21 protein-coding genes are annotated in these 19,218 nt (G+C 67.2%); 1 reads left to right on the top strand and 20 read right to left on the bottom strand.

Features of this window, described 5'->3' with window-relative positions:
- Positions 1 to 26: 26 nt before the first annotated feature.
- The 19 genes from mdcE to flgB all read right to left on the bottom strand — a co-directional run bounded on the left by mdcE (position 27) and on the right by flgB (position 17,353).
- Positions 27 to 833, bottom strand: coding sequence for a biotin-independent malonate decarboxylase subunit gamma (gene mdcE / locus FIV02_RS01065; protein ID WP_152487557.1), 807 nt, complete (start codon positions 831 to 833; stop codon positions 27 to 29).
- A 2-nt stretch (positions 834 to 835) separates the two neighbouring features.
- Positions 836 to 1,687, bottom strand: a complete 852-nt coding sequence (locus tag FIV02_RS01060) for a biotin-independent malonate decarboxylase subunit beta (protein ID WP_037056826.1) — start codon at positions 1,685 to 1,687, stop codon at positions 836 to 838.
- A complete protein-coding gene (locus FIV02_RS01055; protein ID WP_037056823.1) occupies positions 1,680 to 1,979 on the bottom strand; it encodes a malonate decarboxylase subunit delta in 300 nt (99 codons plus the stop codon). The genes FIV02_RS01060 and FIV02_RS01055 overlap by 8 nt, the downstream gene beginning before the upstream one ends.
- A 1-nt stretch (position 1,980) precedes the next feature.
- Complete coding sequence (locus tag FIV02_RS01050; protein ID WP_152487556.1) at positions 1,981 to 2,865, bottom strand: triphosphoribosyl-dephospho-CoA synthase; 885 nt, start codon at positions 2,863 to 2,865, stop codon at positions 1,981 to 1,983.
- A complete protein-coding gene (gene mdcA, locus FIV02_RS01045) occupies positions 2,865 to 4,517 on the bottom strand; it encodes a malonate decarboxylase subunit alpha (protein WP_152487555.1) in 1,653 nt (550 codons plus the stop codon). The genes FIV02_RS01050 and mdcA overlap by 1 nt, the downstream gene beginning before the upstream one ends.
- Positions 4,518 to 4,622: 105 nt before the next feature.
- The gene (locus FIV02_RS01040) at positions 4,623 to 5,594 is read right to left on the bottom strand and encodes a sensor domain-containing diguanylate cyclase (protein WP_037056818.1); all 972 of its coding nucleotides are present in this window, start codon (positions 5,592 to 5,594) and stop codon (positions 4,623 to 4,625) included.
- Between the two features lie 78 nt (positions 5,595 to 5,672).
- Positions 5,673 to 6,455 carry a type IV pili methyl-accepting chemotaxis transducer N-terminal domain-containing protein gene (locus tag FIV02_RS01035; protein WP_152487554.1) on the bottom strand — a complete coding sequence of 261 codons (783 nt, stop codon included), beginning with the start codon at positions 6,453 to 6,455 and terminating at the stop codon, positions 5,673 to 5,675.
- 323 nt (positions 6,456 to 6,778) lie between these two features.
- Complete coding sequence (locus FIV02_RS01030) at positions 6,779 to 7,804, bottom strand: hypothetical protein (RefSeq protein ID WP_172979200.1); 1,026 nt, start codon at positions 7,802 to 7,804, stop codon at positions 6,779 to 6,781.
- A gap of 15 nt (positions 7,805 to 7,819) precedes the next feature.
- The gene (flgL, locus tag FIV02_RS01025) at positions 7,820 to 8,734 is read right to left on the bottom strand and encodes a flagellar hook-associated protein FlgL (protein WP_037057113.1); all 915 of its coding nucleotides are present in this window, start codon (positions 8,732 to 8,734) and stop codon (positions 7,820 to 7,822) included.
- A 27-nt stretch (positions 8,735 to 8,761) separates the two neighbouring features.
- Positions 8,762 to 10,129 (bottom strand): flagellar hook-associated protein FlgK, encoded by a 1,368-nt coding sequence (flgK, locus tag FIV02_RS01020; protein ID WP_152487552.1) that lies wholly within the window; start codon positions 10,127 to 10,129, stop codon positions 8,762 to 8,764.
- A gap of 3 nt (positions 10,130 to 10,132) precedes the next feature.
- Positions 10,133 to 11,251, bottom strand: coding sequence for a lytic transglycosylase domain-containing protein (locus FIV02_RS01015; protein WP_152487551.1), 1,119 nt, complete (start codon positions 11,249 to 11,251; stop codon positions 10,133 to 10,135).
- 3 nt (positions 11,252 to 11,254) lie between these two features.
- A complete protein-coding gene (locus tag FIV02_RS01010) occupies positions 11,255 to 12,349 on the bottom strand; it encodes a flagellar basal body P-ring protein FlgI (protein WP_037057087.1) in 1,095 nt (364 codons plus the stop codon).
- A gap of 9 nt (positions 12,350 to 12,358) precedes the next feature.
- On the bottom strand, positions 12,359 to 13,021 hold the full coding sequence (gene flgH, locus FIV02_RS01005; protein ID WP_134677587.1) for a flagellar basal body L-ring protein FlgH: 663 nt from the start codon (positions 13,019 to 13,021) through the stop codon (positions 12,359 to 12,361).
- A 5-nt stretch (positions 13,022 to 13,026) separates the two neighbouring features.
- The gene (flgG, locus tag FIV02_RS01000) at positions 13,027 to 13,812 is read right to left on the bottom strand and encodes a flagellar basal-body rod protein FlgG (RefSeq protein ID WP_047588779.1); all 786 of its coding nucleotides are present in this window, start codon (positions 13,810 to 13,812) and stop codon (positions 13,027 to 13,029) included.
- A gap of 114 nt (positions 13,813 to 13,926) precedes the next feature.
- Positions 13,927 to 14,658 carry a flagellar basal body rod protein FlgF gene (locus FIV02_RS00995; RefSeq protein ID WP_047588780.1) on the bottom strand — a complete coding sequence of 244 codons (732 nt, stop codon included), beginning with the start codon at positions 14,656 to 14,658 and terminating at the stop codon, positions 13,927 to 13,929.
- Between the two features lie 9 nt (positions 14,659 to 14,667).
- Complete coding sequence (gene flgE / locus FIV02_RS00990; protein WP_037057095.1) at positions 14,668 to 15,855, bottom strand: flagellar hook protein FlgE; 1,188 nt, start codon at positions 15,853 to 15,855, stop codon at positions 14,668 to 14,670.
- Positions 15,856 to 15,891: 36 nt separating this feature from the next.
- Positions 15,892 to 16,569 carry a flagellar hook assembly protein FlgD gene (flgD, locus tag FIV02_RS00985; RefSeq protein WP_152487550.1) on the bottom strand — a complete coding sequence of 226 codons (678 nt, stop codon included), beginning with the start codon at positions 16,567 to 16,569 and terminating at the stop codon, positions 15,892 to 15,894.
- Positions 16,569 to 16,997, bottom strand: a complete 429-nt coding sequence (gene flgC, locus FIV02_RS00980) for a flagellar basal body rod protein FlgC (RefSeq protein ID WP_037057098.1) — start codon at positions 16,995 to 16,997, stop codon at positions 16,569 to 16,571. The genes flgD and flgC overlap by 1 nt, the downstream gene beginning before the upstream one ends.
- A gap of 2 nt (positions 16,998 to 16,999) precedes the next feature.
- Complete coding sequence (gene flgB, locus FIV02_RS00975; protein WP_037057100.1) at positions 17,000 to 17,353, bottom strand: flagellar basal body rod protein FlgB; 354 nt, start codon at positions 17,351 to 17,353, stop codon at positions 17,000 to 17,002.
- 228 nt (positions 17,354 to 17,581) lie between these two features.
- Here flgB and flgA point away from each other — a divergent pair, with 228 nt between their 5' ends.
- Positions 17,582 to 18,250: a flagellar basal body P-ring formation chaperone FlgA gene (flgA, locus tag FIV02_RS00970; protein WP_256663043.1), complete on the top strand. Its 669-nt coding sequence runs from the start codon at positions 17,582 to 17,584 to the stop codon at positions 18,248 to 18,250.
- Positions 18,251 to 18,421: 171 nt separating this feature from the next.
- Here flgA and glcC read toward each other — a convergent pair whose 3' ends face one another.
- Positions 18,422 to 19,195, bottom strand: coding sequence for a transcriptional regulator GlcC (gene glcC, locus FIV02_RS00965; RefSeq protein ID WP_037057102.1), 774 nt, complete (start codon positions 19,193 to 19,195; stop codon positions 18,422 to 18,424).
- Positions 19,196 to 19,218: the final 23 nt, after the last annotated feature.

The following is a 19,218-nucleotide window of genomic DNA, read 5'->3' as shown; positions in this document are numbered from 1 at the left end:
GCGGCGGGGTTCACCCGCCCTGAGCCTCACCACTGCGCGCGCAAGGCCTCGCGCACCCGCGTGGAGGCGGCACGATTGGCCGCGCCCAGGCGATTGCGCAGGTCTCGCGGGCTGCCGGCGATAGCCACCAGCGCCTGGCTCAGCGCCTCACGCACATGGGCCAGGTCGGCCGCTGTCGGCTGCGCCACCTGCTCCACGTCGAGCACCTGCGCAAGCAGGCCGAGCGAGGCGTAGTTGTCCAGGTCATAGGCCATCGGCGGCACGCTGGCGGCCAGTGCCTCCAGCTCGTCGACACTGCGCAGGGTGATGCGCGCGGCGGCGGCCTTGCCCATGGCATGCACCATCACCCCGGCGTCGCGCAGGGCGATCAGGCGGTTGGCCTGGTAACCATGGGCGAGGAAGGCACCGGACATCGCCTTGCCCACCAGCAGGCCAACAACCGCATGCCCGGCCAGGCGCGCACGGGCATAGGCATCCACCGCACCGGCCAGCGCCTGATGAATGCCGTAGGCCTCCTCGCGGCGGCCGTAGGCCTGGCTCGGTACGTCGACGATGGCGATCAGCGCACGCTTGTGCGGGTTGTCGCGATCCGCCTCGATGGCCTCGTCCACCGCCTGCGCCAGACCCCAGCCTTCGAGCAGGCCGACCTCGCCGTTGCGGGCGCGGGGGAAGGCATTGTCGGCATCGGCGACCACCGCCAGATAGCGCACCGCCTGGCCGGCCAGTTCGCCATCGGCCACCCGCAGCGAAGCGGGCAAACCGGCCAGCGGCCGGGCATTGCCACTCAGCGCCTGGAACCAGTGCAGGCCACGTTGTTCTTGGACTGTGCTCATGTTCATGCTCCCTGATAGGCGCTGCGCACGGCAGCGGCATCGGCCTGGATCGAAGTGTCGACGGCGCGCAGTCGCTGCAGGAACCAGGCGTGGCGCCGACTGCGCTCCAGCTCGGGCTTGCCCTTGGCGAACAGCCCATGCAGTTCGCTGCGGATGGCCTCGACGTCATCGCTCACATAGCCGTCGACCAGGCCACTAGCATGGCGCTGCTCGCCGCCGGTCAGGCTCCAGATGAACGGGCGGTCGCGTGAGTCGTACTCGTCCAGCCCGGCCTCCTGCTCGATCACCTGCGGGCCGTTGAGCCCCAGGCGTGCCTCGCGGGTCACCAGCAGGTAGCTGCACAGCCCGGCGGCGATGGACATGCCACCGAAGCAGCCGACCGGGCCGGCGACCAGGCCGATCACCGGCTGGTACTGACGCAGCTCGACGATGGCGGCCTGGATCTCGGCAATCGCCGCCAGCCCCAGGTTGGCCTCCTGCAGGCGCACGCCGCCGGTCTCCAGCAGCAGCACGGCGCGAGTCGGCGTGCCTGCCCGGTTGTCCTCGGCGGCCAGTTCCAGGGCGCCGGCGATCTTCGCCCCGCCCACTTCACCCAGGCTGCCTCCCTGGAAGGCACCTTCGATGGCGATCACCACGGCAGGCGCACCGTCGAGCAGACCCTTGGCCACCACCACGCCGTCGTCGGCCTGCGGCACGATGCCCTGCTGCGGCAGCCAGGGCGACATCAGCCGGGCGAAGGGATCGAGCAGCTCGCGGAAGCTGCCGTCGTCGAGCAGGGCGCGGGCACGCTGACGTGCGCCGAGTTCAGTGAAGCTGCGCTGCGCCAGCAGGCGCTGGATGTCCTGTTCAGCCATGGCTCAGCTCCTCCAGACCTTGTTCCAGGCGCAGGCGCACTACGCCGGGGGTCGCGCCGAAATCGTGGATGGCGATGTTCAGTGCCGGCAACTGCTGCTCGCGGAACATGCGTTCGAACAGCTGCTGCCAGCGCGGCGCACTACCGTTCACCGAGGTCACCACTTCGATGGCCAGGGTGCCGGCCTGGCCGGGTTCGAGCAGCACCTCCAGGTCACCGGAGCCGACACAACCGACCAGCGCACGGCCCTGGGCCGGCTGCCCGGCGGGGAATTGAAAAGACAGGGTTTCCATTTCACAGACTCCCAAGCTGCGCCGGCAGGCCATGCTGCAGGCGGTCGAGGAACAGGGTGGCGGCGAGCAGATCGGCAGCACCACCAGGCGAAGCGCGCAGGCGCAGCATGTCGCGCTCCAGTTCGCGCAACAGGCGCCGGCCATCGAGGCTGGCGCAGCCACCGGCGGCGAGTACCGCGCGGGCGCCGCTCTGCATGCAGGTCAGCCCGGCCATGCCGGCGCGGTACAGCACGCAGGTGTCGGCCAGCTGGGTCATGATCGCCAGCAGCGCGTCGAGGCGAGCGTTCTGCTCCCCGACACCAGCCGCCCGGCTGCGCGCCAGTTGCGGCAACGCCTGCTGCACGACCGCCGGAAAGCCCAGCTGCGCCTCTTCGCGGGCACCGTGCACGCCATACAGGCGGCACACCTGAGCGCCATGGCTGTCAGCGGCTACCGGCGCGGCGCGGTCGTTGAACAGCGCCAGGCGCGCCGCGCGCAGCGCCACCTGCGCCGGTGCCAGGGCGTCGGTTTCCAGCGCCGCGGCGGCGCTGAGCAGGCCCAGGGCCCAGATCGCCCCGCGATGGGTGTTGACCCCGTCGGTGACGCGCAGCATCTCCGCCTCGCCATCACGGCCCAGTCGGCCCACCTCGTCACGCAGTTGCTGGTCGATCTCGCCGCGCCGCTGCGCCGCCTCGGCCATGGCCTTGAAGCTCGGCCACAGGGCCAGCGCCGAAGCGTGCATCAGGCCCAGGTGCAGGTCGGTGTGCGCGCCGCTGCCGCGACGGTCGACCAGCCCCGGTTTGGGCGACAGGTCGGCCTCGTCGATCAGCGCGTCCACGGCCAGGTCGGCCAGCCAGTCCGCCAGGGACAGCGACAACTGCGGCTGCAATGCCGTAAGTGCGTTCATCACCAGCTCCTGAACTTGGCGGGCGGGTTGTACAGGTCGCCGGACCAGTCGACCAGTTCGGCGATGCTCTTGGCCGCGAGCAGTTCACGGCTGGCGTCGGCACGGCGGATGCCGAGGTCTTCGGGCAGGGCGATCAGCCCTTCGCGGCGCATGCGCTCGGTGCCCTTCGGGTCATGGCACAGGCCGATGGCGGTGACCCCGGCCACGGCGGCGATCATCGCCTGGCGTTCTTCCAGCGAGCGCGCCTTGTACAGGTAGGCGATGCCTTCCTCGGTGAGCAGGTGGGTGACGTCGTCGCCGTAGATCATCACCGGTGCCAGCGGCATGCCGGCCTTCTTCGCCACGTCGACGGCATCCAGGCGCTCGACGAAGGTGGGCTTGCCGCCCTCCTGGTAGGTCTCGACCATCTGCACCACCAGCTTCTTGCCACGCTCGAGCAGGGTCTCCGGCGTGGTCATGTCGAGCCAGGCCGGGGTGGCATGGCGACGGCCGCGTGGGTCATGGCCCATGTTCGGCGCGCCACCGAAACCGGCCAGGCGGCCGCGGGTCACGGTGGAGGAATGGCCATCACCGTCGACCTGCAGGGTGGCGCCGATGAACAGGTCCACCGCGTACTGCCCGGCCAGCTGGCACATCATGCGGTTGGAGCGCATCGAACCGTCGCGGCCGGTGAAGAACACGTCCGGGCGCTGGGCGATGTAGTCCTCCATGCCCAGCTCGGTGCCGAAGCAGTGCACGCTCTGCACCCAGCCGGTCTCGATGGCCGGGATCAGCGTCGGGTGCGGATTGAGCGTCCAGTTGCGGCAGATCTTGCCCTTCAGGCCGAGGGATTCGCCGTAGGTGGGCAGGATCAGCTCGATGGCGGCGGTGTTGAAACCGATGCCGTGGTTGAGCGACTGCACGTTGTGTTTCTCGTAGATGCCGCGAATCGCCATCATCGCCATCAGCACGTGCACCGGCTTGATGTGGCGCGGGTCGCGGGTGAACAGCGGTTCGATGTAGAACGGCTTGTCCGCCACCACCACGAAGTCGACCCAGGACGCCGGGATGTCCACCCGAGGCAGCTCGTCGACTATCTCGTTGACCTGGAAGATGACGATGCCGTCGCTGAAGGCGGTGGGCTCGACCAGCGCCGGGGTGTCCTCGGTGCTCGGCCCGGTGTAGATGTTGCCGTGGCGGTCGGCCTGGAAGCCGGCGACCAGCGCGACATTGGGGATCAGGTCCACCAGCAGGCGCGAATACAGCTCGATGTAGGTGTGGATGGCGCCGACTTCCATCTGCCCGTCTTCGAGCAACTGGCCGATGCGCAGGCTCTGCGGCCCGGCGAAGGAGAAGTCGAGCTTGCGCGCGATGCCCTGTTCGAACAGGTCGAGGTGCTCGGCACGACTGACGCTGGGCATGATCATGTGCAGGTCATGCAGGCGGGCCGGGTCGACCTTGGCCAGCGAGCGCGAGAGGAAATCCGCCTGCTTCTGGTTGTTGCCTTCGAGCACCACGCGATCGCCGGGAGCGATCAGCGCCTCGAGGGCCGTGACGATCCTGTCACTGGGCAGTACCACGCCATCGGCGAGGTCGCGCACCTGATCGAGGCGCCGCGCTTTCTCCGCGCGACGACGCGACCACTGCGGCGGTGGGGATATTGTTGTTGTCATTGAAGACTCCACGAGTTCCGCTGTCGTGGAGGCACATTAGGAGCGCGACCTGGTGGTCATCAATCAAGCAGGCGGAGCAATCGTTACGCTTAGGTTAATGATTGCTCAAGCGCGGGCATCGGCTGCGTCGTCCAGCTCGGAGCGGGATGCCGTCCGGGCCATCTCCAGGCGGTCGCGCCCGCGTTGCTTGGCCTGGTAGAGCAGCTTGTCCACCGCATTGAGGAAGTCCAGCGCCCGGTCCTGCGCGCCCGGCACGATGGTGCTCACCCCCAGGCTGATGGTGAGCATGGGCGACACGCTGGAGCGTTCATGGGGGATGCGCTGCTGGCGCACCTGCTGGCGGCAGCGCTCGGCGATGTGCCGGGCCGCAGCCTCATCGGTCTCCGGCAGGACCAGCACGAACTCCTCGCCGCCGAAGCGTCCGACGAAGTCCCGGGGCCGGCTGGCCGCACGGCTCAGGGCCTGACCGACGTGCTTCAGGCAGTCGTCACCCTGAATGTGACCGTAATGATCGTTGTACTGCTTGAAGTGATCGATATCGAGGAGGATCAGCGACAGCGGCTGGCGGGTGCGCTGGGCGTTGGCCCACTCCGAGGCCAGCACCGTGTCGAACATGCGCCGGTTGGCCACGCCCGTCAGGCCGTCCTTGTAGGAGTACTCCTCCAGCTGCTTCTGCAGGGTCAGCAGCTGCTCCTCGGTCTTCTTGCGTTCGCTGATGTCGAACATGAAGCCGATCAGCGACTCCACCTCGCCATTGTCGTCACGCACCACATGCACCACGTCGCGGATCCACACGTAGTCGCCAGCGGCGGTCAGCGCCCGGTAGTCGGCCTCGTGGTCGACACCGTTCTGCGACTGCGAGATGCACAGCTCGACCACCTTCTCGCGGTCTTCCGGGTGCATGCGCGTGGCCCAGTCCTCGGCGCTGACCCAACTGGCCTGCGCCCAGCCCAGCAGACTCTCGATCTGCGGGCCGATGTAGGCGAACGTCATGGTCTTCCAGTCGATCTTCCAGGGAATCGCCTGGGTGGACTCCAGCAGGGTCTTGTACACCGCCTGATCAGTTGTCTCGCTCATGCCTGCCACCTCCGCCGCGTCTGCGCTTCGTTATAACGCAAAAGCAGGCGGCCCAGGTGACAGGCTGGCGAAAGGCGATCAGGACTCGCTGGCTTTCAGGCCGGCGTACAGGCGGGTCAGCTCGTTGAGCTGGCGGAACAGCGAGTCGGTGCTGACGGTGATCACGGTCGGCACGAAGTCCTGCGAGGCGTGCAGGTCGATGCCCTTGAGGGTGAAGCCCCAGTGGGCACGGGCGCGACGCTGGGCGGCGGCGATCTCTTCATTGGGCGTGCCGGCGGCTTCCAGCTCCTTGAGGATGGTCTCGAAGTCGCTCACGGACTTGTCCAGCTTGGCATCGAGCTCCGGCATCTGCACACGCCAGGACTTGGCCATGTAGAGCATGGCGATGCGCTGGGTCTGCACCCGCGCCCAGCCGCTGCGGTTGACCGTCGCGCCCATCGCGCCGACGTGCTTGGCCATCAGATCGGTCACGGTCTGGGTCTGCTGCAGCAGCTGCTCGCTGGCCGCCAGCACCTGCACGGCCTGGGCCTGGTCCGGCGTGGCCTCGACTTGCTGGCGATAGGTCGACCAGGTCGCACCGACCTGGGCCAGGGCAGCCTTGATCTCGGCATTGGGCGCGTATTCCGAGAGGGCCCTGTGGCTGGCTTCGAAACGCTGGATGGTTTCCTGCAGCTGGCGCTGGGCGGTGTCCACGCGCACATCGGCGCCGAGCATCAGGTAGTCCTTGGCCATGCGCTGGCCGAGCGAACGCTGCAGGCCAGCCATGTTCATGGCTTCGGAATCGGTGAGCTGCGCCAGGCTGGGCAGGCTGACCAGCGTGGTGCAGGCCAGCAGGATGAATGTCAGGTACTTCTTCAACACGTCGGTACTCCAATTCGAGAACAAGGCAATGCACCGCGGGCGACTGCCTGCGGTAACGGGTTGAACCCTTGAATGCGGGGTTTTTATTGGAATGCGAGGGGGCAGGGATGCCGGGCGCGTGACCCGGATGCCGAAAAAAAGGCGCCGATCATAGCTGGTAAAACGCCATCATTCTGTGCGACCAGTCATGAAGCGGACCGACGGTCGCATTTTTCGGCAGGAATTCTGGCCGATCGGACAAAAAACTCCGCCGCCGCCCGGACAGGCGCGACGGCAAGTCGTAAAAAAGCCGCCAGTCGCCAGAATACGGGGGACGAGGAATCTCAGGAGAGCAGGCTGACCACGCTGGAGCGGCTGATGTTGGCCTGCGCCACCACGGTCTGGGTCACAGCCGCGTAGCTGCTGGGGCTGCGGCTCATCAGGTTGAACACCTCACCGGCGAAATCGCGCGCCCACTCGCGCTCGTTCTGCTCGGCGTGACGCGCCAGGAATTCGCGGATTTCCTCCTGGCGATGACTGAGCTGTTCGCGCAGCGAGCCGATCCTGTCCAGCGCCTCGACCACTTCGTCCAGCGCCCGGCGCAGCTCGCGGGCACCGTCCAGGCGCGCGGCATCGGGCAGGCGCAGCAGTTGCTCGTCGTGACTGGGCAAGGCCGTCGCGGCCTTGGCCGCGAGCTTGCCCTCGCCCTGCACGCGCAGCTCGCCCTTGAGCTGCTGCCATTCGCTTTCCCGCGCACTGAAACGCAGCGCGCCACCGCTGTCGAGCTCGGCACGAATGCCCGCCGGGCCGAGGCCGACATTGAAGCGGCGCAGGATCTGCTGCTCGCTCAGGCCCTCGTCGAGCACCACGGCCAGGGGTTCGGCCAGCTTGCGTCCAGCGCTGAACAGCAGGGTTTCCCGGCCGGCCTGTTGCACCGCCGCAACGGAGTCCAGCCCCTGCAGGGTGAAGCGGCTGCGTACCGGCTCGTTGAGGCGCAGCTTGAAGCTGGCATCCAGCGCCTCGCCGGAGCGCTGGCCGCGCTCGGCCAGCAACGTGCGTACCTGCTCCAGTTCGCGTTTGAGGGCTTCGCGCTCTCCCGCCTGGGCATTGCCGATCTCGCGGCTGAGGCTGAGCTTGAGCTGGCCGAGGCGCCCGGCCAGCTCGCCCAGGTAGCTGTCGGCCGCCTGCATCGAGGTGAGCTGCTGGTTGAGCTGCAGGTTGAAGCTGGTGCTCTTGCCATGCGGCGTGGCCGCAGGCTCGGCAGCCGGCGCCGCCTTGCGCGTGCGCAGCGCGGTCTGTTCGCCCTGCACCGGGCGACGTGCCTGTGGATCGAGCGCCGTGACGACCGGGAGCTGCTTATCGACCTTGATCACCGGCGCGGCTCCTTACAGCAGGCTGAACAACGACATTTCGTTGATCTTCAGGTAGGTCTTCTGGGTCGCGCCCAGCGCCAGCTGGTAGTTGTTCAGGTCGATGGTGGCGCCGGCATAGTCGAGCTGCGACAGCTCGCCCTCGATCTTCTGGTTGACCAGCGAGACATCCTCGTTGCTGTCGGTCAGCAGGGTCAGGGCATTCTGCCGGCCACCCAGGTCGGTGATCGAACCCAGTACCCGGCCATGCGCATCGTCCAGTGCCGCCATGGTATCGACGATCTGCTGGCGCACGGCCGGATCGGTGGCATCCAGCGCCGGGTCCTGCAGGGTGTTGATCAGACCGCGCAGCTCGTTGAGCATGCCCACGCCCGTGCCGTACACGCTGGCAGCGGTGACGTTCTCGTCGACCAGCACGCCGTTGGCCACGGCCGCCTGACGGTGCTTGTCGTTGCCGGTGAGGCTGTAGGTCTGGGTCGCGGCATCGAAGGTCAGCGCCTGGGTGTCGCTGAGGGTGCCGGAGAACAGGTAGCGGCCCTCCTCGTCACGCACGTTGGCGAAGCTGACGATGGTGTCCTCGATGATCGACAGCTCGCCGGCCATGGCCGCCAGGTCTTCGCTGGTGTTGGAGCCGTTGGCGGCCCACAGCAGCAGGTCGCGCACGTTGAGCATGGCGTCGGAGGTGGACTTGAGGTTGGCCTCCTGGGTCGACAGGCTGCCGGACACGTTGGCGATGTTCTTGCGAAACTGCTCCAGGCTCGCCTCTTCACGCTCCACCCGCAGCACCCGCACGCTGGCGATGGGGTCGTCGGACGGCAGCAGAATGCGCTTGCCGGTGGCCATCTGCTGCATCAACTTGCCCAACTCGGCGGAACTGACGTTCATCGAGTTGTGCATCATCGAGGTGATCTGCGAGTTGGTGATGCGCATCATCAGCGGGTCTCTCCAGAAAGCGCGTCAGAACGCGGAAAGCATGTCGTCGAACAACTGGTTGGCCGTGCTGATCACCTTCATGTTGGCCTGGTAGGCCTGCTGATAGGTCATCAGGTTGACCGCCTCCTCATCCAGGCTCACGGCGCTGACACTGTCGCGCTGGGCTTGGGCCTGCTGGGTCACGGCGGTGGCGGACTTGAGGTCGGCCTGGTTCTGCCGGCTGTCGCTGGCGACCTGGCCGAGCAGGCCGGCGTAGGCGTCGTTGAGGGTGACCTGGCTGCCGTTCAGGGTGATGGTCTGGTTCTTCAGGCCGAGCAGGTCGAGCAGCACCTCGTTGTTGCCCGTCTCCCCCGCCGTCGAGGAAAACGCCAGTTGCTCGGCCGTCAGTGGCTCGATGCGCAGCAGCGCGGTGGTGCTGGCCGGGTCGTAGACGAACAGCGGCTGGCCCGGATTGCCATCGAGGTCGAAGCCGGTGGCGAGCACATCGTTGACCATCTGCGCCAGCTGGCTGGCCATGTCATGCAGGGCGTCGAGGTTCGGCCGCAGGCTGTTGTACTCGACGTCATGGAGACCGCCGAACGCGCCGCCGAAACCATCCTGGCGCAGCGGGAAGCTGGTACCGGCGAACGCCAGGCTGACCTCCTGCTCGCCGGTCGCGGTCATCGCCACGGCGAGCTGGCCGGCGGTCGGCCCGGCCACCAGCGGCTGACCGTTGGCCAGGGCGACGCTGAGCGAACCGTCCGGCAACTCGTGGATGCGCAGCTTGGCGAACTGGCTGAGCTGCCCCACCAGGCTCTCGCGGTGATCGCGCAGCGCCGTGCTGTCACCCTTGACCGACTCGGTCTCGACGATCTTCTTGTTGAGCAGGGCGATGTTTTCGGTGAGACCGTTGATCTCGGTGGCCATGGCCGTGCGTTGTTCCTGCAGCGCCTTGACCTGGGCGTCGATGTTGCTGCTCAGGCCGTTGAAGCGCTGGGACAGGTTGCTGGCCTCGCTGATGATCTGCTGGCGCAAGGCGATGGAGCCGGGCGTGGCACTGGCTTCGCTGAGCGCGGCGAAGAACTGGTCGAGGCCGGCGCTGATGCTCGACCCCGTGCCGGACATCAGTGCCTCCAGCGCGGTCAGGTACTGCTGCGATGCGCCGTAGAAGTTCTCTTCGGTGGTCGCGCGCCACAGTTGCTGGTTGTGAAAGTCGTTGGTCATGCGGCGGATGCTGATCACCTCGACACCGCCACCGACGCTCAGGCCACCCTGCCCGGCCAGCGAACCGGTGACGGTCTGCAGGCGGCTGAAGCCCGGCGTGTTGACGTTGGCGATGTTCTGCCCGGTGCTGGCCAGGGCCACCTGGCTGGCACGCACGCCACTGTAGGCGATCTGGTTGAGGATGCTCATGGCTTAGGACTCCTGACGCTCGAAGCGCATCGGCTGAGCGAAGGCCGCCAGACGCGGCGCACGGGCGTCGTCGGCAGCGCGTTGGGCTGTTACCGAAGACAGGGCGACGGAATCGGCGGTGGACTTAAATTCATCGCGCGCCAGCACCTGCTTGCCGGCGACGGCGCCCAGCAGCAGGCCACTGTCGGCGCTCAGGGCACTGGCCAGCTGCTGGCGGGTCTGGGCGCTGAGCGAGGTCTGCTGTGCGGCCTCCTGCAGCGGCGCCTCGCGGCTGGCCAGGTCGCCGAGGATCCTGCGCGTGTAGTCGCGGGTTTCCTGATAGGGAATGCGCTCGATCCAGGCGCCGGTACTGATCTCGCCGCTGCGCGGGTCGCCATTGACCTTGAGCCATTCGTCGACCCGCCCCGGCCCGGCATTGTAGGCCGCCAGCGCCAGCGCCTGATGGCCGTCGTAGCGTTGCAGCATCTTGTCCAGGTAGGCACTGCCGAGGCGTCTGTTGTAGTCGGCGTCACTGGTCAGGCGCGCTTCGCTGAACGGCAGGCCGAGTTCGGCGGCCACCTCGCGGGCGGTCTCTGGCATCAGCTGCATCAGGCCGCGCGCGCCCTTCGGCGACACGGCGTCGACGCGCCCGGCGGACTCCTGCTGGATGACCCGCTCGACCAGGGCGACGAAACCCGCCGAGCCCTTGTCCCAGACCTTGCCGAGGTTGTCGACGCCGCGCTGCCAGGTCGCCCGCAGCGGCTCCAGCAGGCTGCTGCCGGTGCGGCCCGGCAGTTCGGCGGAGCGTGCGGCCAGCGCGGCGCCCTGCAGGTCTGGCGCGCTGCCGTTACCCGAGAGCTGCTTGACCAGCATGTCGGCGATGCCGGTCTGCTTGCGGCCGGCCAGGGTCTCGGCCAGCACCTCGTCGTAGAAGTCGCGCATGGTGTCCATCTCGCGACTGCGCATCGGGTTGCCTTCGGCCAGCACGTCGCTGGCCTTGCGCATCTGCTTGAGGATCTGTTGCAGGAACAGCGCCTCGAACTGCTCGGCCGCCGCCTGCAGCTGCTGTTCGCGGGCCGTGCCGATGCCATCGGCGCTGCCGCAGTGGCTGTTCATGTGTTGCGCGAGGGAAACGATGCTCATGGTTCAGATCACGATCAGTTCGGCATTGAGGGCACCGGCCTGCTCCAGCGCCTGGAGGATGCTCATGACGTCGTCCGGGGTGGCGCCGAGGCTGTTCACGGTGTTGATGATGCTGTCCAGGCTGGCGCCTTCCGGCCACTTGAACATGGCGTTCTTGTCCTGGCTGACGGCCACGTCGGAACGCGGCACCACGGCGGTCTGACCGCCGGAGAAGGCATTCGGCTGGCTGACCTGGGGGTTCTCGCTGATGGTCACGGTGAGGGTGCCGTGGGCCACCGCCGCCGCCTTGACCCGCACGCCCTGGCCCACCACCACGGTGCCGGTGCGACTGTTGAACACCACCTTCGGCCGCTCGCGCCCTTCCTCGACCTCCAGGCCTTCGAGCATGGCCATGAAGCCGATGCGCTGGGTGCTGGTGACTGGCGCGCGAATGGAGATCTTGGTGGAGTCCAGCGCGCTGGCGGTGCCGCTGCCGAAGCGCCCGTTGACCGCCTCGACCACCTTGGCAGCGGTCTGGAAGCTGGGCTGGCGCAGGTTCAGCATGACCTCTTCACGGGTGCTGAAATCGCTGGGAATGAGGCGCTCGACCGTCGCACCATTGGGCACCCGGCCGCTGTTGGCCGAGTTGATCGCCACGCTGGAACCGCTCTGCCCGGTGGCGTTGAGGCCGCCGACGACAATGGCGCCCTGGGCCAGGGCGTAGATCTCGCCGTCGACGCCATGCAGCGGGGTCATCAGCAGCTGGCCGCCACGCAGGCTCTTGGCGTCGCCCAGCGAGGCGACGGTGACGTCGACGCTCTGCCCGGGACTGTAGGACGGCGGTATCTCCGCCGTGACGGTGACGGCGGCGACGTTCTTCAGCTTCGGGTCGACGTTCGGCGGCAGGTTGATGCCGAACTGCTTGATCATGTTGGTCACCGACTGGCTGGTGAACTTGACCTGGTTCTTGTCACCGGTGCCGTCGAGGCCGACCACCAGGCCGTAGCCGATCAGCTGGTTGCCCCGGATACCCTCGATGTCCACCAGGTCCATCAGCGGTACGGCGCGGGTCGACAGCGGCCAGGTCAGGAGCAGGGCGACGCAGATGCGATAGAGCATGACCAGGCCTCAGAGGGGGAACAGCGGGTGGGTGAAGAAGCGCGTCAACCAGCCAGCCGAGTTGCTGTCGTTGAGCACGCCACGGCCGGCGTAGGAGATGCGGGCGTTGGCCACGTTCTGCGACGACACCTGATTGGCGCGGTTGATGTCGTCGGTGCGCACCAGACCGACCAGACGGATGTACTCGTCGCCCTGGTTCAGGCGCAGGGCCTTCTCGCCCTTGATCAGCAGAGTGCCGTTGGGCAGCACCTGGTGCACGGTCACCGCGATGGAGCCGCGCAGGGTGTTCTGCTGCGAGCTCTTGGCCGAACCCTCGAAGTCGCGCTTGGCCTCGGCGGAGCTTTCCAGGCGGTCGTAGGTCTTGCCGAGCACGGTGGGTACGCCGATGGCCGCGCTGGAGTTCTTGCCGAAGCTGGTGCCGGCGCTCTTGCTCGACTGGGTGGACTCGTCGAGCACCACGGTGAGAATGTCGCCGACCCGCACCGCGCGCTTGTCGCCGGTCAGCGAGCCGCTGTAGCCGCTGCGAAACAGCCCGCCGCTGGTGGTCGGCGGCTGGCTGTAGTCCATCGCCAGTGGCTGGTACTGGCTGGAGTCCTCGTCGGGGAGCATCTCGTTGAAGCTGGCGCAGCCGCCGAGCAGCGACAGCAGAACCAGCGAAAGCAGGCGCATCATGGCGATCACACGGTCTGGTTGAGGAACTGCTGCATGCCGGAGGCGGCGTCGAGCACCTTGGCGTTGGCCTCGTAGGCGCGCTGGATGGAGATCATGTTGACCATGGCCTCGACCACCTGCACGTTGGAGCCTTCCAGCACGCCCTGCTTGAGGTTGCCCAGGCCTTCCTCGCCCGGCACGCCTTCCACCGGCTCGCCGCTGGCCACGGTCTCGCGGTAGAGGTTGCCGCCAAGGGCTTCCAGGCCGCCCGGATTGGTGAAGTTGACCAGGGTGATCTGGCCCAGCTCGGACGGCAGGGTGTCGCCGGCCAGCACGGCGGTGACGATGCCGTCGCTGCCCACGGTGAAGCGGCTGCTGCCGGCTGGCACCTCGATGTTCGGCGTCAGCGGCAGGCCCTGGGAGTTGACGATCATGCCTTCGGCATTGAGCTGCAGCTGGCCGTTCTCGGTGTAGTAGATGTCGCCGTTGGGCGCTTCCACCTGGAAGAAGCCCGCGCCGATGATCGCCAGGTCCATGGGCTGGCCGGTGGTCTGGATGCTGCCCTCGGTGAACACCTTCTGCGTGCCGGCCACGCGCACACCGCTGCCGAGCTGGATGCCGGAGGGTACGGTGTTGACCTCATCGGCCTGTGCACCCGGCTGCAGTTCGATGGCGTAGAACAGGTCCTCGAACACCACGCGGTCGCTCTTGAAACCGTTGGTGTTGACGTTGGCCAGGTTGTTGGCCACGGCGCTCATGGCCTTGTCCTGGGCTGCCAGACCGGTCTTGCTGACCCAAAGTGCGGAACTCATGTCGTGTCTCCTCTGTAGCCCGGATGCGCTCCGGGGACGTGCTCCCGGATCGCATCCGGGCTACCTGTGTCGTTGCCGACCTCTGCCGTTCAAGGGAGAGGGGAGGCAGCCTCATCAGCTGCCGCGGATCATCCGGTTGCCGGCCTCGGAGAGGTCCTCGGCGGCCTTCATCATCTTCACCTGGGTCTCGAACAGGCGGTTGAGGCTCATGGTCGCCACCAGCTGGTCGATGGCGCCGACGTTGCTCGCCTCCAGGTACCCGGCGGCCAGCACCGGCGCCTCCATGGCCTCGGCCGGCTGGCCGTCGCTGCGCAGCAGCAGGCCGCTGGCGTCCTTGCTCAGGTCGGCGGCGTCGACATCCACCACGCGGATGCGGTCGACCTCGGCGGTGACGAAATCGCCTCGCGGGATCACCGACACCGTGCCGTCGCGACCGATGTGCAGGCTGTCGTACTCGGGCAACACGATGGGGCCGCCCTCGCCCAGCACGGCACGCCCGTTCAGGGTCAGGCGCAGCTCGGCATCGACCTGCAGCGCGCCGTTGCGGGTGTAACGCTCGGCTCCGCCGTCGCCTTCGACGGCGAACAGACCACGGCCCTGGATCGCCACGTCGAGGTCACGACCGGTGGCCATCAGCTCGCCGGGCGCCAGGTTGACGCCGTTGTTCTTGACCCGCGCCAGGTGCCGGCTGTCATAGCCGTAGCCTTCCACGGCGACGGCCTGGGCCTGTTCGAGGTCGGCGCGGAAGCCAGGGGTGTTGACGTTGGCCAGGTTGTTGGCGCGCACCGTGAGCGAGCTCATGGTGCGGCTGGCGGCGGTCATTGCGGTGTAGCCGAGACGGTCCATGGGTCAGCCTCAGATCGCGCCGAACAGCACTTGGGTGAGTTCCTTGTTGGTGGTCAGCACCTTGGTGTTGGCCTGGTAGTTGCGCTGGCCCTCCATCAGGCCAACCAGCTGCTGGGTCAGGTCGACGTTGGAGTTCTCCAGGGAACCGGCGGCCAGTTCGCCGAAGGGACCGACACCCGGCACGCCGATCAGCGCGGCGCCGGACTCGGCGGTCTCCACCCAGGCGGTGCCGCTGATGTTCTTCAGGCCGCCGGTGTTGGCGAAGGTGGCCAGCGCCACCTGGCCCTGCAGCATGCGCTGGCCGTTGCTGTAGTTGGCGTAGACCATGCCGTCCTTCTCTACCGACAGGCCGGTCTGCTCGCCGGCCGCATAACCGCTGGCGCGGTTGGTGGTGACGACGAAGTCGGAGCCGTACTGGCTGGAGTTGCTATAGTCGATGGCGATGGCCATGGGGTCGACGCCCGGCAGCGGGAAGCCGACGTTGACCGGGCCTGCCGGTGCGGCGAGCGTGCCGTTGGTGCCGAAGTTCAGCGCCTGCGGGCCACCGACGGCGGCGCCATCGGCGTAGTAGTACGCCTCCCAGTCATTGGCGGCGGTCTTGACGAAATACTGGGTCAGGGTGTGTTCCTTGCCCTGGGAGTCGAACACCTTGGTGGTGTAGGTGGAGTTGTAGGTATTCACGTCCGCCACGTCGAAGGGCGCGGTGGTCGGGACCGCCTCGTTGGAGTCCAGGTTCATGACGAACGCCAGGGTGTCGGTGGCGCGAGCCGGCAGGTTGGCGTTCTGCAGTTGCAGGTCACCCATGGCCCCGACCAGCAGGTTGCCGGCGGCATCCACCGGGTAGCCCTGCAGGGTCTGCCCGGCGGCATTGACGATGAAGTTGTTCTTGTCGGCGCCGAACACGCCGGCGCGGGTATAGCTCAGGTCGCCATTGGTATCGCGGGTGACGAAGAAGCCGCCGCCGGAGATGGCCAGGTCCAGGCTGCGCCCGGTGGTCACCAGGGAACCGCCCTGGCTGATGCTCTGCGTGGTGGCCAGCACTTCCACGCCCATCGCCTGGCTGTCGGCGTAGATGCTGCCGAACTCGGTGCGCGACGATTTGAAGCCGGTGGTGCCGGCGTTGGCGATGTTGTGGCTGATGGTGTTGAGCTGTTCGTTGACGGCGCTGAGGCCGGTCATGGCGATGTTGAAACTCATGGCGACAGGACCCTTGAAGGAAGCGGATGAGAGGGATCAGAGCAGACCGGCGGTCTGCGTCTGGCCGAATTCGGTGATGTTGTAGAAGGGCACGGAGCCGACGCCGATGACGTCCAGCACCGGGCCTTCGGCGCTGACGCGCACCTGGGTGACACGCCCGGCCACCTCGACCTTGGGGTACTCGCCACTGTCGCTGTTGACCTCGACCTGGTAGCGCCCCGGTGCCAGGCCGAGAGCCTGCGGGTCCAGCACGAAGGGCACGCGGCCCGGCGCCTGGGAGCCGAGGTCGATGTCCTTCTTCACGCCGTTGCTGTCGGTCAGCGTCAGGGTCAGCTTGCCGGCGGCATGCTCCAGGTTGATCTCGCCGTTGATGGCCTCCTCGCCCAGCTCCAGCTGCTCGGTCGCCACCTTCACTTCCTGGCCGACCAGGCCCGCGGCGGTGAGGGTCTGCAGGTTATCCAGCAGGACCAGGTTGCTCTTGCTCAGCGAGGCCATGTTTTCCAGGCTCTTGACCTGGCTCATGGCGGCGAACTGGTTGAGGAACTCGGTGCTGTCCACCGGCTTGGTCGGGTCCTGGTTCTGGATCTGCGCGACCATCAGGGTGAGGAAGTTGTTCTCCAGCTGCGCCGCGTCGCTGACGTTGACCGCCTGCTTCACCGCCTCGTCGATGCCGTAGGCGGTGCTGTTCTGCTTATCGTTGCTGACCACGGCCATCAGGATTCTCCGAGCTTGAGCAGGCCCTGCTGCATGCTCTTCAGACGGTTGAGGACTTCGACACTGGTCTCGAAGCTGCGGGTGGCCGACATCATGTCGGTCATCTCTTCGATCTGGTCGATGTCGGCGTAGAACACGTAGCCCTGGTCATCGGCCAGCGGGTTGTCCGGTTCGTAGCGGCGCACCGGCTCGCGCCCGGCCGTGACCACGTCGAGCACCTGCACATGGGCGCCGCCCATGCCCACGCTGCGGGTCATCTGGTCGTTGTTGTAGACGGCGGCGAACACCGGTTTGCGCGCCTGGTACACGTCGTCGGCGCTGGCCGCCGCCGAGTCGGCGTTGGCCAGGTTGCTGGCCACGGTGTTGAGGCGCACGGTCTGCGCGTTCATCGACGAGCCGGCGATGCGGTAGATGGAATCGAAAGCCATGGTCAGCGTCCCTCGATGGCCTGCTTCAGGCCGCGGAATTTCATGCTGAGAAAGGTCAGGCTGGTCTGGAAGTCCATGCTGTTCTTGGAGAACGCGGCCTGTTCCACACTCAGCTCGACGCTGTTGCCGTCCTGCGACGGCTGGGTCGGCACGCGGTACTTGAGGTCGGCGCTGCTGGCCGCGAAGGCTTGCTGCGGGTCGAGGCGCTGCATCTCACCGGCGAAGTCGATGTCACGGGCGAGGAAGCCCGGCGTGTCTTCGTTGGCCAGGTTGGCGGCGAGAATCTCGCTGCGTTGCATGCGCAGCTCGATCGCCCGCGAATGCAGCCCCACCACGTCATCAATCCGTATACTCATTCACCGCTACCCTTAACCCAAGGTTGTGCCGAGATGCCTTGAGCACAAAGCGTGCCCAACCCCATGAAGAGCTGCAGCACATTGATTTATCAGGACTTTTCAAGATCGATCGGGCGCCTTGGCGTCGCCCTCTTTCCGCATCGGCGCGGCGCCGAGAGGAAAAGCGGAAAGGCTTTTTCCGCCTGCGCGTCGCTGCTTTTCCTCCTCGCGCTGGGGCCACTCGCGACCATGGCCGCTGCGGATGAGGCGGCCGTCCAGATCGATCAGGCGATCGCCGCGCACATGCAGCAGCGGCTCGCCGAGGAGGCCAGGCGCCAGGCCTGGCACGGGCAACGCCACAGCCTCGACATCAGCCTGCTGGGCAATGCCGAACGGTTGCCGGCCTGCACCCAGGCGTTGCAACTGAGCGCCAGCAGCGACGACCCTTCACCGCTGTCACGCCAGCGTCTGCAACTGAGCTGCGCGGATGCCCCCGGCTGGACGCTCAGCGCCCTGGTCCAGGCCAGCGTGTTCCTGCCGACCGTGCATGCGGCACGGGTGATCGAGCGCGGCCAGACCATCACCCGCGATCACCTGCAGTTGCAGGAAGTGAACATCGGCAAGGCGTCGCGCGGTTTCTACGACGACGTCGAGGAGGTCGTCGGCCAGGGCGCCAAGCGGCGCATCCGCGCCGGCCAGCTGATCGCACCGAACCTGCTCAGCGCGCCACTGCTGGTGCGTCGTGGCCAGCAGGTGAGCATCGTCGCCAGCCAGGACGGCATCTCCGCCTCGGCCACCGGCGAGGCGCTGGCCAATGGCCGCGAGGGCGAGGTGATCCGCGTACGCAACCTCGGCAGCCAGAAGGTGATCGAGGCCCAGGTGGTGGAAGAAGGCGTGGTCACCAGCACCTTCAGGTAGCGCGGCGAAAAGCCCCAGGCGGCAAGTCGAAAGCAGCTCGCGAACGGGGGGGGGGTGGGTCAGCCTCCTGGCGTGCCGTGTTGAAATGCCTGCTGCGGCGCAACGCCTCCCAGCGGCAACCGCGACCAGGCTCTGACTTCTACTGGCCGCTCGAAGCAGGCGGCTCGACGCTCATGTCCAGCCTTCCAGGCGCATGGTCGCGCGCACCAGGCGCTGCTCCTCCTGCTCGATGTCGCGCAGGTTGTCGCGGATGCTGTTGATATGGTCGCGTGCGGCGCGCTGGGCCTGCTCCGGCAGGCGCTCGAGCACCGCGTGGTAGAGACGCGCGTGCTGCCGGTCGATCTGCCGCTTCTGCGCCGGCCGGTGATACAGGTTGTTCACCGAGGCGAACACGGTGCTGAGCATCAGGTCGGTGAGCGATTGCAGGGTGTGCACCAGCACCGGGTTGTGCGAGGCCTCGCAGATCGCCAGGTGGAAGGCATGGTCGAGACGCGCATGCTCGCGCGGGTCGACCGGGTTCTCCTGGGTATGCGCGGCGAGCATCTCCTCGTAGCGCCGGGTCAGCAGGACGAAGTCCGCCTCGGTGCCACGCAGCGCCGCCAGCCGCGCCGACTCCCCTTCGAGCAGGCCGCGCACCTCCAGCAGGTCGTAGAGCGTGCGCGGCTGTGAATTGAACAGGTGCATCAGCGGGCTGGCATCGCGCTCGCCACTGAGCTTGGCCACGCGCGAATCTCGCCCCTGGGCGGTCTCGATGATGCCACGCCCGCGCAGCACCTTGAGCCCCTCGCGCAGCGCCGAGCGGGAGATGCCCAGTTTCTCGCACAGGCGCCGCTCCGACGGCAGCGGCTGCCCCACCTTGAGCACGCCATCGACGATCAGGCGCTCGATGCGCTCGGCCACCACGTCACTCACCTGCCGTCGTGCGGCGTTCAGATTCGCGTCCATTTCGTCCTCATCATAACTGGTCG

The organism is Pseudomonas sp. THAF187a, from assembly GCF_009363395.1.
Taxonomy (GTDB): Bacteria; Pseudomonadota; Gammaproteobacteria; order Pseudomonadales; family Pseudomonadaceae; genus Aquipseudomonas; species Aquipseudomonas khazarica.
The sequence above is the reverse complement of the archived record's forward strand: the minus strand, read 5'-3'. Positions and strand labels throughout refer to the sequence as shown.